The 15,144-nt window shown below is 72.9% G+C and carries 15 protein-coding genes; 5 read left to right on the top strand and 10 right to left on the bottom strand.

Translation table 11 applies throughout. The features are described 5' to 3' along the window. Positions 1 to 186: hypothetical protein (locus AB0E85_RS38380; RefSeq protein ID WP_361937379.1), on the bottom strand; the 186-nt coding region annotated here is incomplete at its 3' end. A gap of 86 nt (positions 187 to 272) precedes the next feature. Here AB0E85_RS38380 and secD point away from each other — a divergent pair. Further along, on the top strand, positions 273 to 2,543 hold the full coding sequence (gene secD / locus AB0E85_RS38385; protein WP_361937381.1) for a protein translocase subunit SecD: 2,271 nt from the start codon (positions 273 to 275) through the stop codon (positions 2,541 to 2,543). Here the strand turns inward: secD and AB0E85_RS38390 are convergent. The 6 genes from AB0E85_RS38390 to AB0E85_RS38415 form a co-directional block, all read right to left on the bottom strand. Continuing rightward, complete coding sequence (locus tag AB0E85_RS38390; RefSeq protein ID WP_361937383.1) at positions 2,533 to 3,780, bottom strand: glycosyltransferase; 1,248 nt, start codon at positions 3,778 to 3,780, stop codon at positions 2,533 to 2,535. The two genes, secD and AB0E85_RS38390, sit on opposite strands and share 11 nt — an antisense overlap. A 94-nt stretch (positions 3,781 to 3,874) precedes the next feature. Further along, on the bottom strand, positions 3,875 to 5,365 hold the full coding sequence (locus tag AB0E85_RS38395) for a HEAT repeat domain-containing protein (protein ID WP_361937385.1): 1,491 nt from the start codon (positions 5,363 to 5,365) through the stop codon (positions 3,875 to 3,877). Between the two features lie 81 nt (positions 5,366 to 5,446). Continuing rightward, positions 5,447 to 6,949: a cytochrome P450 gene (locus AB0E85_RS38400; protein WP_361937386.1), complete on the bottom strand. Its 1,503-nt coding sequence runs from the start codon at positions 6,947 to 6,949 to the stop codon at positions 5,447 to 5,449. Between the two features lie 201 nt (positions 6,950 to 7,150). Next, positions 7,151 to 8,155 carry a peptidase gene (locus AB0E85_RS38405; protein ID WP_361937388.1) on the bottom strand — a complete coding sequence of 335 codons (1,005 nt, stop codon included), beginning with the start codon at positions 8,153 to 8,155 and terminating at the stop codon, positions 7,151 to 7,153. Positions 8,156 to 8,385: 230 nt separating this feature from the next. Further along, the gene (locus AB0E85_RS38410) at positions 8,386 to 8,871 is read right to left on the bottom strand and encodes an SRPBCC family protein (protein WP_361937390.1); all 486 of its coding nucleotides are present in this window, start codon (positions 8,869 to 8,871) and stop codon (positions 8,386 to 8,388) included. 143 nt (positions 8,872 to 9,014) lie between these two features. Beyond that, positions 9,015 to 9,302: a zinc-ribbon domain-containing protein gene (locus tag AB0E85_RS38415; RefSeq protein WP_361937392.1), complete on the bottom strand. Its 288-nt coding sequence runs from the start codon at positions 9,300 to 9,302 to the stop codon at positions 9,015 to 9,017. A 156-nt stretch (positions 9,303 to 9,458) separates the two neighbouring features. Between AB0E85_RS38415 and AB0E85_RS38420 the strand changes: the two genes are divergently transcribed. Next, positions 9,459 to 9,953 carry a DUF5949 family protein gene (locus tag AB0E85_RS38420; protein WP_361937397.1) on the top strand — a complete coding sequence of 165 codons (495 nt, stop codon included), beginning with the start codon at positions 9,459 to 9,461 and terminating at the stop codon, positions 9,951 to 9,953. Positions 9,954 to 10,007: 54 nt separating this feature from the next. Here AB0E85_RS38420 and pgm read toward each other — a convergent pair whose 3' ends face one another. Continuing rightward, entirely contained in the window at positions 10,008 to 11,648 is a 1,641-nt protein-coding gene (gene pgm, locus AB0E85_RS38425; protein ID WP_361937399.1) for a phosphoglucomutase (alpha-D-glucose-1,6-bisphosphate-dependent), read from the bottom strand. A gap of 228 nt (positions 11,649 to 11,876) precedes the next feature. After that, a complete protein-coding gene (locus AB0E85_RS38430; RefSeq protein ID WP_361937401.1) occupies positions 11,877 to 12,305 on the bottom strand; it encodes a hypothetical protein in 429 nt (142 codons plus the stop codon). A 137-nt stretch (positions 12,306 to 12,442) separates the two neighbouring features. Between AB0E85_RS38430 and AB0E85_RS38435 the strand changes: the two genes are divergently transcribed. Together AB0E85_RS38435 and AB0E85_RS38440 are read left to right on the top strand one after the other, a co-directional pair. Continuing rightward, positions 12,443 to 12,592: a hypothetical protein gene (locus AB0E85_RS38435; RefSeq protein ID WP_361937403.1), complete on the top strand. Its 150-nt coding sequence runs from the start codon at positions 12,443 to 12,445 to the stop codon at positions 12,590 to 12,592. 108 nt (positions 12,593 to 12,700) lie between these two features. Continuing rightward, positions 12,701 to 13,576: a hypothetical protein gene (locus AB0E85_RS38440; RefSeq protein ID WP_361937405.1), complete on the top strand. Its 876-nt coding sequence runs from the start codon at positions 12,701 to 12,703 to the stop codon at positions 13,574 to 13,576. 5 nt (positions 13,577 to 13,581) lie between these two features. Here AB0E85_RS38440 and AB0E85_RS38445 read toward each other — a convergent pair whose 3' ends face one another. Further along, positions 13,582 to 14,532, bottom strand: coding sequence for a TIGR01777 family oxidoreductase (locus tag AB0E85_RS38445; RefSeq protein ID WP_361937407.1), 951 nt, complete (start codon positions 14,530 to 14,532; stop codon positions 13,582 to 13,584). A 116-nt stretch (positions 14,533 to 14,648) separates the two neighbouring features. Between AB0E85_RS38445 and AB0E85_RS38450 the strand changes: the two genes are divergently transcribed. Then, positions 14,649 to 14,975 carry an antibiotic biosynthesis monooxygenase gene (locus AB0E85_RS38450; RefSeq protein ID WP_361111586.1) on the top strand — a complete coding sequence of 109 codons (327 nt, stop codon included), beginning with the start codon at positions 14,649 to 14,651 and terminating at the stop codon, positions 14,973 to 14,975. Positions 14,976 to 15,144 lie beyond the last annotated feature (169 nt).

The raw sequence follows: 15,144 nt of genomic DNA on the forward strand, positions 1-15,144 counted from the left end.
CGGGTCGGGACGTACGCCCACGCACCACACCAGCGTCCGGGTCTCGACGGACTCGCCGTCGGTCAGCACGACCCCCTCGTGCGTGGCCTCCTTCAGCCCGCCGCAGGCTCCGAGCCGGCACCTTCCCTCCTCGCAGCCGCCCACGGACCGGGAGCAGGGGCGCGCACCCCCGGTGTCCTCCGGCACCTGACGCCCCGTCCCGTTCACATCCCGACTCGCCCCGCCGCGGCCCGCGCCGGCCGCTGCCGAGGTGTGCCTGCCGGAGGTTCCCGTTGAACCGTTCCCTGCGTGTGAGGGCGCTGCTCGCCCTCGCCGTGCTCGCCCTGTCCCTGTACGTCGCCGCCACGGTGCCGGTCCGCCTCGGACTCGACCTGCGCGGCGGGACACAGATCGTGCTGGAGACCCGCTCCACCCCCACGGCCGACGCCGACAGCGCGGCCACCGACCGCACCCTGGAGGTGCTGCGCGGCCGCATCGACGCGCTCGGCGTCGCCGAACCCACCCTGGTGCGCTCCGGCGATCACCGGATCATCGTCGAACTGCCCGGCGTGCAGGACCCGAAGAAGGCCGCCGAGGTCCTGGGCCGAACCGCGCAGCTCACCTTCCACCCCGTGCTCGGCGCCCCGCACGACGGCGACGACCCGTCCCGGCCGCTGCCGAAGCGGCCCGGGCAGCGCGTCCTGCCCGACGAGTCCGGAACTCCGCTGCGCCTCGGGCCCGCGTCCCTGACCGGCGAGGACGTCAAGGAGGCCGCCGCCCGGTTCGACCAGCAGGGCGGCGCCGGATGGCACGTCACCGTCGGCTTCGAGGGCGACGGCCGGGCCGGCTGGGCGCGCCTGACCGGCGAGGCCGCCTGCAAGGCGCCGGGCGATGCGGCGCGCCGGGTCGCCATCGTGCTCGACGACAAGGTCATCTCCTCCCCGCAGATCGACCCCTCCATCGCCTGCGGGACGGGCATCCGGGACGGCGCCACCCGGATCACGGGATCGTTCAGCCCCGAGGAGGCCCGCGAACTGTCCCTGCTCATCAACGGCGGGGCGCTGCCCGTGCCCGTCGAGACCGTCGAGCAGCGCACCGTCGGCCCCACCCTCGGGGCGCAGGCCATCACGGCCAGTGCCTGGGCGGCGGTCATCGGCACGGCGCTGACCTCGCTGTTCATCATCGTGGTCTACCGGCTGCTGGGCGCCCTCGCCGCCCTCTCACTGGCCTGCTACGGCCTGGTCTCCTACGCCGCCCTCGCCGCCCTCGGGGCCACGCTGACCCTGCCGGGCCTGGCCGGTTTCGTCCTGGCCGTCGGCATGGCCGTGGACGCCAACGTGCTGGTCTTCGAGCGGGCCCGCGAGGAGTACGCGGCACGCCGCCGTCCCGGCATCCGCTCGGCGCTCACGGCCGGCTTCCGCAACGCCTTCAGCGCGATCGCCGACTCCAACATCACCACGCTGATCGCGGCCGCCCTGCTGTTCTTCCTGGCCTCCGGGCCCGTGCGCGGCTTCGGCGTCACCCTCGGCATCGGTGTGCTCGCCTCCATGTTCAGCGCCCTGGTCATCAGCCGGGTGCTCGCCGAGTTCGCGGCGAGCCGGCCGGGCGTACGCCGCCGCCCCCGACTCACCGGCATCGCCACCACCGGCGCGGTCCGCGACCGCCTCACCCGCCGCAACCCGCTCCTGATGCGCCGGCCCCGGCGCTGGCTGGCCACCTCGGCGGCCGTGCTCGTGCTGGCCGGCTCGGGGCTCGCGGTGCGCGGCGTCGACCTCGGTGTGGAGTTCACCGGAGGCCGCCTCATCGAGTACTCCACCAGCGGCTCCGTCGATCCCGGCCGGGTCCGGACCGCCCTCGCCGACGCCGGGTTCCCCCGCGCGGTGGTGCAGTCGTCCGGCGACACGGGTCTGACGGTGCGTACCGACCCGCTGACCGGCGCCGAAGAGGAAGAGGTCACGAGCGCCCTGCGCGAGGTCGCCGGCCCGGCGGACAAGGTCCGCGACGAGCTGATCGGCCCCAGCCTCGGCAAGGAGTTGCGTCAGGGCGCGCTGATCGCGCTCGCCGTCGCCCTGGGGGCGCAGTTCGTCTACCTCGCGGCGCGCTTCCGCTGGGTGCTGGGCTCCGCCGCGGTCGTCGCCCTCGTCCACGACGTGGTCGTTCTGCTCGGGGTCTTCGCCTGGCTGGGCAAGCCCGTCGACGGGGTGTTCCTGGCGGCCCTGCTCACCGTCATCGGCTACTCCGTCAACGACTCCGTCGTCCTCTTCGACCGTGTCCGGGAACTGGACCGGCGCGGCCCCGGATCGCCGTTCTCCGGCGTCGTGAACCGGGCGATCCTGCAGACCCTGCCCCGCACGGTGAACACCGGCATGGGCGCGGCGTTCATACTCACCGCACTCGCCGTGCTGGGCGGTTCCTCGCTCACGGACTTCGCCCTGGCGCTGCTCATCGGCCTCGCCGTCGGGACGTACTCGTCGGTGTTCACCGCGGCTCCCGTGGCGATCGGGCTGCACGCCCGCTCGCGCCGCGGGATGCCGTCTCCCGAAGGTGCGGTGGTCACGACCTGAGCCGGTCCAGTGCGGCCAGGACGGGTGCCACGCCGTCCTCCCCGGCCAGGCCGCGGGCCAGCTCACGGGCGCGGGCGCGGTGCCGGGGCTCGCCCGTGGCACGGCGCAGCGCGGGGGTGAGCGTGCCGGCGGTGAGGCGTCTGAGGGGGACGGCGCACGGGGCCGTCCCCAGGGCGACCAGGCGCGCCGCCCAGAAGCCGCCGTCGAACTGCACCGGCACCGGGATCGTGGGGACGCCCGCGCGCAGGACGGCGGCGGTGGTGCCGGCTCCGGCATGGTGGACGACGGCGGCCGTGCGGGGGAACAGCAGGGCGTGCGGCACGTCGCCCACCGTGATCACGTCATCGTCGCCGCGGTGGGCGGTGAGGCCCGCCCAGCCCTGCTGGACGATGCCGCGCAGTCCCGCCGTCCGCAGCGCGCGCACGATCTCGGCGCTGAGGTGAGCGGGGTCAGGCACCGTCGCGCTGCCCAGTCCGATGAAGACCGGAGGAGGTCCGGCGGCCAGGAACTCCTCCAGTTCGCCGGGCAGCGTGCGGGTGTCGTGCGGCCACCAGTACCCGGCGATGTCCAGCCCGGGGCGCCAGTCCCCGGGGCGGGGCACCACCCGTTCGCTGAATCCGTGCAGCACGGGCCAGTGGGCCCGTTCGTGGGCCCGGCGGCTCGCGGAGGGACTGCCCAGGGCCATGCCGTGCCGGGTGCGCAGCCGGTGCATGGCCTGCGTGAAGACCCGGTCGACGGCGGAGATGACAGCCCGTCCGCCCAGGTGGTTGCCCAGCGTGCCGAGCGAGCGTCCGCCGAGCATGGGCGCGCCGAACTCGCGTGTCGGATGCTGGGGTTGGAGGAACAGGCCCAGGCTGGGCAGGCTCAGCCCCTCGGCGATGGCGCGGCCCAGCGGTGCCACGGCTCCGGCGGCCAGGACGACGTCGGCACCGCGGGCCGCCTGGACGAGGGAGTCGGTCATCTCCTCGGCCGCGGAGCGGGCCATCGACGCCGCCCGCAGCAGTTTGCCCAGGCCCGTGGTGCTGGCGTGCAGGCCGCGGCCTCGGTCGGAGTGGGACACCGCGTGCGGGTCGACCGGGGTCGGGTGGAAGCGCACCCCCGATCCGGCGGCCAGGGGCTCGAAGAGGCCGTGGGTGGCGAGCGTGACCTCGTGCCCGCTCCGCGCCAGCCCCGCGCCGAGCCCGGTGTACGGCGCGACGTCGCCGCGCGATCCAGCCGTCATGATCACCACGCGCATGGGTCCAGTGTGGACCGGCCGGGCGGGCGACACGCGGCACATGACCGCAGGTGGACGAAAATCGCCGGTGCGGGTGCTTTCCGGTCGGCTCCGCTCACGGTGGGCCGGTCTCCAGTGCGCCCAGGAGCCGGGCGGCGGCCTGGCGCAGGCGTGGGGAGGCGTCCTCGGTGAGAGCCTCCAGCCGGCCGCGGGCCGTCCCGCTGCCGGGCGGCAGCGAACCGCCGGCCTCCGTCCAGCGTTCGAGACCGAGGACGGCTTCGTAGCGGACCGGTTCGTGCGGGTCGTCCAGGCGGCGCAGGAAGCGCCGTACGTCGTGGCGGGTGTGCTCGTCGGCCGGGTCGTCGCCGTCGAGCAGGGACAGCGCGGCGGCCAGGACCTCGCCGGACGGAGCGTTGTCCGCGAGGCGCCGTACGTCGGGCAGGGCCTGGGTGAGGCCGTCGAGCGCGTTGCGTGTGCGCCAGGTGTGCCGGTCGTCGGTGGCCAGACGGTCGGTCAGGGCCCAGGCGACGGGGTGGCGCTCCCAGGGGCGGAGGCCGTTGTCGACGAGCGTCTCCAGGCCGTCGAGTACGCCCGCGCGCAGCACGTCGTCGGGGTCGTCCAGGAGGGACAGCAGGAGCCACACCGCGTCCCAGCGGCCGGCGGCCCCTACGGCGGCGGCCGCGGCGGCGCGGGTGCGGGGGGAGAGCGTCTCGTCGGTCAGGGCCGCGCGCAGATGCGGGGCGGCCGTGCCGGGGTCCACGGTGCCCAGGGCACGCGCCGCCGAGGGCCCGGCGACGGGATCACGCAGCCAGCGCACGGCGGGGTCGGTCACGCGGTCGTCGCCCAGCCCGCCCAGTCCCCGCAGCAGTCCCGCGGCGGCCTCGGGGTGCTCCTCGGTGCGCAGGGCTGTGGCCAGCTTGTCCTGTACCTGCTGTTGTTCCACGTGGAACAAGCGCCGGGCGGCCTGGATCCGTACCGCGGGCGACGGATCGTGCAGCCCGGTGAGCAGTGAGTCGAGGAGGTGCCCGGTGCAGCGTTCCGGCAGCCATTCCAGGGCACGCGCGCGGGCCGCACCCGTGCCCCGGCGGGCCGTGCGCATCACTTCCGCACGTACGGCCGGGTCTTCTCCGCACCGGTACAGCAGGGTTCGGGCCCGTCCCCATACGGCGGGGTCCGGGTCACCGAGCAGGGCGGCCAGGGCGGTGACGTCCCCGGGCTCGCCCAGGGCCGACAGTCCGTCCAGGGCGTTGATCCGGACGTGGTGGTCCGGATCGTTCAACAGGCCGGCGAAGGCCCGGGTGACCGCGGGGCCGCCGAGTCCGAGCCGGGTGGCGGCGACCGAGGCCCTGCGCCGTACGCCCGGATCCGCGTCGCTCATCAGGAGCGGCAGCACTTCCTGGCCGGCCTCCGGGACTCCGAGCCGGCCCAGGCCCAGGGCGGCGGCCGCGCGCACGGCCGCCTCGGGGTCGTCGGCCGCTTCGGCGAGCACGCGGGCGTGCTGGGCCCGGCCGATCCTCCCCAGTCCCTTCAACGCCGCCGCGCGCCGCTCCGGGTCCGGCTGCGCCGACTCCCGCAGGAGAAAGGCGATCTGATGGTCCTCTCCCATGAACACCCCCGTGAAGACAGACTGTCGGGGGACGCGAAGGTTGCCCGCGTACCGGGCGCCGTCTCCGGGGCGGCCCCGGGATCAACCGGTGGACGGTGAGGGCCTGGTACCGGGACCGGGCTCCTGGTCCGCCGCGATGCCGGCCGGTTCGTCGCCCGTCCGGCGGTCCGGGGCCGGCTGCCGGTGGAATTCCATGGTCATGCGGTCCGGTTTGACCGTGACCACGGCCTGGGGGCGCGGTACCCGGGAGGTGAGCCGGAAGGACGGCCAGGTCCGCAGGATGGTCGCGAGGATGATCTGCAGTTCGGCCCAGGCGAAGTTCTCCCCGATGCATTTGCGGCGGCCGTCGCCGAAGGCGAGGAACGAGCCGCGGGTGGCCGGCCCGTTGCCGTTGGTCCAGCGGTCCGGGTCGAAGGAGTCGGGGTCGGTGAACACATCGGGGTCGTGCTGGTGCAGGTACGGACTCCAGACCACGTCGGCGCCCTCGGGTACGAGGTGGCCGCCCAGGTCGAGGTCGCGGGTGGCGGTCCGGGTCACCAGCCAGGCGGGGCCGTACTTGCGGATGGCCTCCTGCAACACCCGGCGGGCGTAGGGGAGATGCTCCAGGTCGTCGTAGGCCAGGGGGCGGTCCGCGCAGACCGTGGCGAGTTCCTCGCGCAGCCGCTGTTCGACCGGCGGGTGACGGGTGATCTCGTACAGGGTCCAGGCCAGCGTGGTCCCGGTGGTCTCGATCGCGCCGGTCAGCAGCGTGATGGCCTCGTCCTGGAGCTGCTGGCGGGTCAGCGGGTCCTCGGCGGTCAGCAGGGTGTCGAAGAGGCCGGTCTGCTGCTGCCGGGCGGCCGCGGCGTGCGGGCATCCCGCTTCGGCCGCCGCGGCGGCCCCACCGGCGTCCGCGTCGGCGGAGGGGGCGGCCGCCCGGCCCGCCCGGTGGTCGATGGCCTGGTCGATGAGGGCGCGCAGGCGGGCGACCCGCTGGGCGTGCGCCCGGTTGGCGGGGAGCGGCAGCCGGGTCGCCCAGGGCGGCAGGATGGTCTGCCGAATCGTTCCTTTCATGATCTCCGGCATGAGCGCGGTGAACTCACCCGCCAGATGCTGGGGCAGGTCCGCCCCGAACAGGGCGACGAGGAAGGCCGCGAGGGTGACCTCGTTCATGTCCTGGTACACATCGCGCGGCCGTGCCTCGGGCCACGCGCCGACCGTCGCGGCCACCTGCTCGATCATGGCGTCACCGCGGTCGGCGATGTGGGCCTTGTTGAACATGGGCTGCATCAGACGCCGGTTGCGCAGGTGGGCGTCGCCGTCCGCGATCGTGGCGAGGCCGTCTCCGAAGAACACGCGCAGGGCGTCGATGATCTTGCCGCCCTTGGCGTAGTGCGCGGCGTCGGTCACCAGGACCTTCCGGGTCAGGGCGGGGTCGGTGACGACGTAGGCGGGGGTGGGGCCGATGCGTATGCGGACGACGGGGCCGTGGTCGCGCAGGGACTTGATGAAGGGCAGCGGGTTGCGGGCGAGCTGGAGGCCGTGGCCGATCAGGGGGAGTCCTCCGGGGGCGGTGCGGGTGGGCGGCGTCGCGGGCGCGTTCATGGCCGGTTTCACTCCTTGTGGGGGCGTCGGCAAACGATCGATGCATGCCCAACGCATCCCCGCGGGATTCCGGTCGTTCCTGCTCTCTGCGTCACACCGGGTCGGCGCGTCCCGCCGGGGAAGAGCTGCTCGACCTGTCGCGCGACGGCCCGGAGCCGGGTGCTCCACCACGGTGCGGCGGAGCACCCGGCTCCCAGTGGATCAGGACGACTGGGCGCTCTGGTAGAGGTTCTGGGCGTCCGCGCCGAAGTACGGGCCGTACATGGAGTTCGGGAAGAAGTTGTACTTGAAGCTGTTCACCGAGGACTGCAGGCCGGTCCCGGTGGCCTCGCTGAACTGGGTGAACCAGGGGCCTCCGCTGGAGCCGCCGGTCATGTTGCAGCTCAGACCGTGGTCATTGGACAGCAGGAAGTCGCGGGTCGTGGTGCCGCTGCAATAGATGAACTTCTCGCCGTCGTAGGGCGCCGCGGCCGGGAAGCCGAAGGAGTACATGGCCTTGTTGTAGCCGGTGTTGAAGGCCAGGCCCTGTCCGCCGACCACGTCGGTCAGCTTCTTCCCGTCCAGCGGGGCGACCACGGCCGCGCCGATGTCGTAGTTGATGTCCTCACTGGCCGTCCACTGCGGCGTGGACAGGGTCTTGGACGCGGCCCAGGTGCCGTACGGGCGCTGCCCGTCGTGGTAGCCGGGTACGAAGACCCAGTTGGTGTGCCAGGCGCCCTCCATCTTCACGCAGTGGCCCGCCGTGATCACCGTGCTCTTGTTGGCGCTGGTGACGGCGTTGCCGGAGCAGGACGCGGTGCGGCCCTGGTAGCTGAAGAACACCCGCCCCGCGGTCTTGGTCACCGCTCCCCCGCCGGACCAGGGTCCGCCGCCGTGCGGGAAGGCCAGGGGACCCGCGGCGGAGGCGGGCGCACTGGGGGCGACGACCGTCGCCTTGCCCGTGCGCAGCGCCGGTGCCCGTACGTCGGAGCGGTCGACGGAGAGGAGGTCGAGCGGGGTGGCCTCGCGCATCCGCTGCGGGGTCCAGAAGGCCAGGGCGCGTTCCCGCGCCGAGAGGGTCGTCACGCCGGGGTCCGGCGCGGCGCTCGCCGGTGCGGCGGTGACGCCGGTCGCCAGGAGTGCGGCGATGCCGGCGAGCGCGCCGAGGACGGAGCGGCGGACGGGGGCGCCGCCGGACGGGCGGGGGCTGCGGGATCGGCCTATCACGCGGTCTCCTTCTGCTGTGGGGGCCGGGCGGCGGGAAGCCTCCACCCGGTCAGGCAGGGGTGTCACTGCGGACGGTCAGGGGGCAGCGTGCCACCGGGAGGCCGATATGGACAGGTGCATGTCATGATGTTGGCCGAAACCGCACGCCTTCTTGAACGGAACGGGTCATGCGGGCACAGAAGAACCCGGCCTCACCGTGGAGACCGGGTTCCGGGAGTACGCGGCTGGTGTCAGAGGATGGGGCCGGAGCCGCTGGGGCCGCCCGGCTCGACGCGTCCGCGCCAGGCGCCGGATTCGACTCCGCGCTCCTCGATGTACTGCTTGAAGCGCTTCATGTCGCCCTTCACCCGGCGGTCGATCGTGCCCATCATGTCGCCGGCCTTCTCCACGGCACCGGTGGGCTCGACGTCCAGCACGAGCTCCACCTTGGTGTGGGTGTCGTCGATGCGCTCGAAGCGGACGGAACCCCTCTGGTGCGTGTCTCCGCTGGTCGTGCGCCACGTGACCCGCTCGTCGGCCAGCTGGTCGACGATCTCGGTGTCGAATTCGCGCCGTACTCCACCGATCTTGGTCGTCCAGTGGTTGTGGCGGTCGTCCAGCTGCCTGACCTCCTCGACGCCCTCCATGAAGTTCGGGAACTCCTCGAACTGCGTCCACTGGTTGTAGGCGGTGTGGACGGGGACGCCGACTTCCACGGTTTCCTTGATGGTGCTCATCTGAATGCCTCCGTCTTCACTGATCGACTGCGGGAGGCCCATCGGCCCACACAGGTCCGGGCCCGTGGAGGCCGAGTACCCGGGATACGTCCGTTGCCACATCGCGTGTGATCAGTGAGCCGGAAGCGGTCCGGCCCGTGGGATCAGAACCGGTCGTGCTGCTGCGGCTGCCCGTACGCCTGGCCGCTCGGGCCGTTCGTGCCCTGGCCCTGGAGCTGCTCCGCCTGCTCCTTGGTCACCTTCTGCTCCGCTCCGCAGAAGGTGCACTGCGTCAGGTACTTCGTGGAGATCGGGAACAGCGGGACGAAGAACAGGGTGAACTTCGTGATGCGCTTCCTGAGCGTGTGAGCGGCGGGGTTCCCGCACTGGCCGCACACGAGCGTCAGTATCGCCAGCTGGTACAGGTAGCCCTTGGTGCCGAAGATGATCACGTGTCGGTCCTTCCCGGTCGGATCTTCACCCAGTGTCCTGCATCGCGGGCACGCCGGGGGTTCGGGCCCCTCGTTCGTGTGGAGAGCCCGGCGTGGGCTGGTCCAGTCGGGTGACGGCGGGGCGGGTGCCTCAATGTACGCCGATACGGTGCCGCGGTGACCTCGATCTCACCCGAAACGCAGTCCGTGCCCGCCGACGACCTGGGCTCCCTGGTCGTCCAGTCCTGGCGCGGCACGACCCCCGACGGGGCCGACGTCCCCTACCTCCTGGCCTGCTCCCTCGGAGACGGCGCGAACGGCCCGGAGGGCACCTCGAAGGCCATCGAGCAGCTGCTGCAGAGCGCCGGGCTCCCCCTGGGCGAGGGCCTCGTCCACGCGGTCCAGCGGCCCAGCCTGCCGGTGAGCCTGCTCGTCGTGCCCGGGTCGGCCGTCCTCACCGTGCAGCACCTGAAGTCGCAGTTCGTCCCGCCGGAGACCTGGCTGGAGACGGTGGGCGAACTCGGCTACGCCTACCTCATCTTCGCCACCCGGCCGTGGCCGCAGGGTGCCGAGCCCGGTGACGTCGAGACGCTCGCCGCCTTCACCTCCGACGAGGACGCGATGGCCTCGGCGGCACACGTCGTCCTGCCCGCTCGCAGCCTGCGCAGCTGAAGCGCGTTCAGCCCGGGCCACGTGAGGGCGGCCCGGGCTGTGCTGTGCCCGGGGTCAGGCGGAGAGTGCCGCCAGCACGACGGACTTGGCCTCTTCCTGGACCCGGCCGAGGTGGTCGGTGCCGAGGAACGACTCGGCGTAGATCTTGTAGACGTCCTCGGTGCCCGACGGGCGGGCCGCGAACCAGGCGTTGTCCGTGGTCACCTTGATGCCGCCGATGGCCGCGCCGTTGCCGGGGGCCTCGGTGAGCACCGCCGTGACCGCGTCCCCGGCCAGGGTGTCGGCGCTGACCTGGGCCGGGGAGAGCTTGGCGAGCAGGGCCTTCTCCTCGCGGGAGGCGGGAGCGTCGATGCGCGCGTACGCCGGCTCGCCGAAGCGGGCGGTGAGGGCCGCGTAGTGCTCGGAAGGTGTCTTCCCGGTGACCGCCGTGATCTCGGAGGCGAGCAGGGCGAGCAGGATGCCGTCCTTGTCGGTGGTCCACACGGAGCCGTCCCGGCGCAGGAAGGACGCCCCGGCCGACTCCTCCCCGCCGAAGCCGATGGTGCCGCCCGCCAGCCCGTCCACGAACCACTTGAAACCGACGGGCACCTCGACCAGCTCGCGGCCCAGGTCGGCGGCGACCCGGTCGATCATGGCGGAGGAGACCAGGGTCTTGCCGATGCCGGTGGTGGCCGGCCAACGGTCCCGGTGGGCGTAGAGGTAGGAGATGGCGACGGCCAGGTAGTGGTTGGGGTTCATCAGGCCGGCGTCCGGGGTGACGATGCCGTGCCGGTCGGCGTCGGCGTCGTTGCCGGTGGAGATCTGGAAGCGGTCGCGCTGCTCGATGAGCGAGGCCATCGCGTACGGCGACGAGCAGTCCATACGGATCTTGCCGTCCCAGTCCAGCGTCATGAACCGCCAGGTGGGGTCGGTGTACGGATTGACCACGGTGAGGTCGAGGCGGTGCTGTTCGGCGATGCGGCCCCAGTAGGCGACCGACGCACCGCCGAGCGGGTCGGCGCCGATGCGGACACCGGCCGCGCGGATCGCATCCAGGTCGAGCACGCCGGGCAGGTCGGCGACGTAGGTGCCGAGGAAGTCGTAGCGGCCGGTGGTGGGGGCCGCGAGGGCGCGGGCGTAGGGGACGCGCCGTACGTCCTTCAGGCCACCCCGGATGATCTCGTTGGCCCGGTCCTGGATCCAGGAGGTCGCGTCGGACGCGGCGGGGCCGCCGCTGGGCGGGTTGTACTTGAATCCGCCGTCGGCGGGCGGGTTGTGGGAGGGCGTGACGACGACGCCGTCCGCGCGGCCGGTGGTGCGGCTCCGGTTGTGGGTGAGGATGGCGTGCGAGACGGCCGGGGTGGGCGTGTAGCCGTCCGCGTCGTCGATCAGCACGGTCACCTCGTTGGCGGCGAACACCTCCAGGGCGGTCACGCGTGCGGGCTCCGACAGGGCGTGGGTGTCCGCGCCCAGGAAGAGCGGGCCGTCGATGCCCTGCCCGGCGCGGTACTCGCAGATGGCCTGGCTGGTCGCGGCGATGTGGTCGTCGTTGAAGGCGGCTGCCAGAGACGATCCGCGGTGTCCGGAGGTCCCGAACGTGACGCGCTGGCCCGGATCGTCCAGGTCGGGGCGGCGCGCGTAGTACGCGGTGACCAGCCGAGCCACATCGACGAGATCTTCGGGTCCGGCCGGACTTCCCGCTCGCTCGTGCTGCATGGGCCCGCTCCTCCGTAGGGTTGATCGTTCGCTTGCGGTCTCATCCTTCCTCGTCACCGTGGTGCCGCGCGAGAGGGGCACCCCGGTACGGGACGGATGTGCGCCCGCGCAGGCGGGAGGGGGTGGTCCGGAGCACGAGGAGGCGGCGCCACGGACCACCGGGGCTCCCGGTGGCGCGCCGCGCCGCCTGCTTCCCTCGTGCCGGCACGTGCATCGCGCCGGCCGTGCTCAGATCCGCCCGCCGGTGAGCCGGGTGAGGGGGCCGTGCGCGCCGCGTTCCGCGCGGCGGCCGACGGCGTAGGACGCCGCGCTCAGGGCGGTCAGGCCCGCTCCGACCCCGGCGGCCACGAGCTTGCGGTGGGCGATGACCGTCCAGGCCGTCTTCGCCGTGGTGGCGACGTGTCCGGAGGCCGTGACGACCGCCTGCCGGCCCGCCTCGACGCCCTTGGCCGCGGTCTGCGCGGCCGCCTTCGCCGTCTCGGTGGAGCGCTCAGCGCCGGACTTGGCGGCTGACGCCGCCTCACCGGCCTTGTCCGCGGCGCCCTTCGCCGCCTGGGACGCCGACGCGGTGGCCTTGTCCGCCGTGCCGCGGGCCTTGGACTCGGCGGTCCGTACGGTGGTCGCCTTCTGATTCGTGCGCTTGTTCTGTTCAGTCATGGACACCGACTTGCCTCTGACTCCGGCGGCAAACACATTCGGCCGCGCACCGACCGGGCGGGGGTGTGCCTGAGCACGGCGCCGCAGGGGTAGGCGCACTACAGACAAGCGACACCGCCACAGGAAGGAAGTGCGTCATGGCCGGAATGCTGAATCGCATCAAGGAGTTCGCCCGGAGCCCGCAGGGCCGGCGGGCCGCGGAGCAGGCACGACGGGCAGCGGCCGACCCCCGCAAGCGGGCCCAGGCCCAGCGCCTCCTCGGCAAGCTCAGGGGCCGCGGCCACTGACCGGGGCGCCTGTTCCTCCTGGTTTCCAACTCTTCGGGCCCACAGGTGTGTTCCTGCCCGGCTTGGGCACTTGAGCCGCATCACACACACCTGAGAGGAGCTGGTTCGATGGGCAGGGCGGGAAACGGCAGGCGGGTCTGTGCCTTAGGCGTCGCGGGAGCCCTGGCGGGGACGGTGCTCGTCGGCTGCGGCGACGACGGTGACTCGGGCGACGGCGCGCAGGGCACCTCGGCGTCATCGAGCGCCGCCGCCCGGGAGCAGGGCACGCACGCGGTGCGGTCGGCCTACGACAGGACGGCCGAGGAGGACACCGCCAAGGTGAAGCTGCGGGTGCAGACCTCGGCCCGGGGCGCCTCGCAGACCGCGAACGGGCAGGGCGCGGTGGACCTGGACGACGGCGACAGCGTCATGACGCTCACGGTGCAGGGACAGCAGATCGAGCAACGGGTGGTCGACGAGGTCCTCTACCAGAAGATGCCCAAGGGCCAAGCGCCCGGCGGCAAGCCCTGGATCAAGATCGACCTGAGGAAGGTCGCCGCCCAGCAGGGCACCGGCGACCAGTCCATGAGCGATCCGGCCCAGTCCGCGGCGTACGCCAAGGCGATCACCGACAAGGACGTGACCAAGAAGGGCACGGCCACGCTCAACGGTGTGGAGACGACGCACTACCGCGTCTCCGTCGACGTCGCCGAACTGCCGAACGGAGACACCCTGCGCAAGCAGGTCGGCCCGACCCTGCCGATGGATGTCTGGCTGGACGACGAGGGGCGGATGCGCCGCCAGCAGATCGACATGACCGTCAAGGCCCCGGAGGCGACGCAGCGGTCCTCCGCCGACGCCTCGTCCGCGCCCGAGAAGGTCACGGTGCGCACGGTCATGGACTTCACCGACTTCGGTACCGAGGTGGAGGCGGACGAGCCGCCGGCCGGGCAGGTCACCGACATGACCGGCAAGGCCCTGGAGCAGGGCAAGCGGCAGAGCTGACCGGGTCACCCCGCCGCACGGCCGCGGAGACGTCGTACGAGGTCGTCCGCGGCCGGCGGCCACTCGGGGTGCTCGAAGGCGAAGCCCGCTTCGAGCAGGCGGCCGGGGACGACACGGCGGCTCTTCAGCAGCAGTTCGGTGTCCGAGCGCAGGACGAACGCGCCCAGCTCCGCCATCCAGCGCGTCGCGGGCAGGCCCACGGGGATGCCCGACGCGGCCCGCAGGGCGCGCATGAAGGCGCGCTGCGGCACGGGGCCCGGCGCGGCGAGGTTGACCGGGCCCTCGATGTCGTCCCGGGCGACGAGGAACTCCACCGCCCGGACGAAGTCCCGGTCGTGGATCCAGGACACGTACTGGGCGCCACCGGCGACCGGGCCGCCGAGACCCAGCCGGGCCAGGCGCAGCAGGACGTCGAAGACGCCACCGCGGTCCGGGCTCATCACCATGGCGGCGCGCAGGGCCACCTTCCGGGTGTGCGGCGTGTCCGCGCTCTCCAGCTCGCGTTCCCAGGCCTTGGCGATGTCGACGCTGTACCCCCAGTAGCCGGGGACATCGGGTTCGGTGCCGCCGATCACGCCGGTGGCCTCGTCGTGGGCCGCGTCGAAGCGGTGCGCGTAGACGGTCGCGGTGCTCATCTGCAGCCAGAGCCGGGGCGGTTTGCGCGCCGCGGCGACGGCTTCGCCCACGGCCCGGGCGGAGTGGACCCGCGAGTCCATCATCTGCCGGAGGTTGGCGGGCGTGTAGCGGCAGTTCACGCTCCGGCCGGCCAGGTTGACCACGACGTCACAGCCGTCGATCTCGGCCACCCAGGGCCCCGTGGTCGCGCCGTCCCACTGCACTTCGCCGGGTCCGGCGGGGTGCCTGGTGAGCACCACGACGTCGTGTCCGGCAGCGCTCAGCGCGCGCTTCAGGACGGTGCCGACCTGTCCGGTGCCACCGGGCATCACGAACTTCATGAAGGTCTCCCCCTCGCTGTGTGAGAACGACCCTAACCCATATTTGAACGCGTTCAAAACATTGGAGAGGCGGGGGCTCAACCTGCGCAGATCCGCCATCGGGCAAGATGGGGCCCATGAGCGTAGTCAAGATCAACGTGCTGACCGTGCCCGCCGAGCAGCGGGAGACGCTGGAGAAGCGGTTCGCCTCCCGTGCGCACGCCGTGGAGAACTCCGACGGGTTCGAGTGGTTCGAGCTGCTGCGCCCGGTGGAGGGCACCGACACCTACCTCGTCTACACCCGGTGGCGTGACGAGGAGTCGTTCCAGGCCTGGATGGAGGGGCCCATGAAGTCCGCCCACCAGGGCGGCGGCGAGGGCGGCGAGCGGCCGAAGCCGGCGGCGAGCGGCTCGACGCTGTGGTCCTTCGAGGTGGTGCAGCAGGCCGGGCCGAAGGACGCCTGACCCACGGTGCGACGTGAGAGGTCCCCCATGCCGTGCGCATGGGGGACCTCGGCGTCTCGTGGGTGTCGGTGCGGCGGCGCTCAGCTCCGGCGGGAACGCGCGGGCACGGCTCTCCGTGTTCGTAGCCCGCGAAGGTGAAGCCCGGGGCCATCGTGCAGCCGAACAGGGT

Source organism: Streptomyces sp. NPDC029044, from assembly GCF_040637495.1.
Classification (GTDB): Bacteria; Actinomycetota; Actinomycetes; order Streptomycetales; family Streptomycetaceae; genus Streptomyces.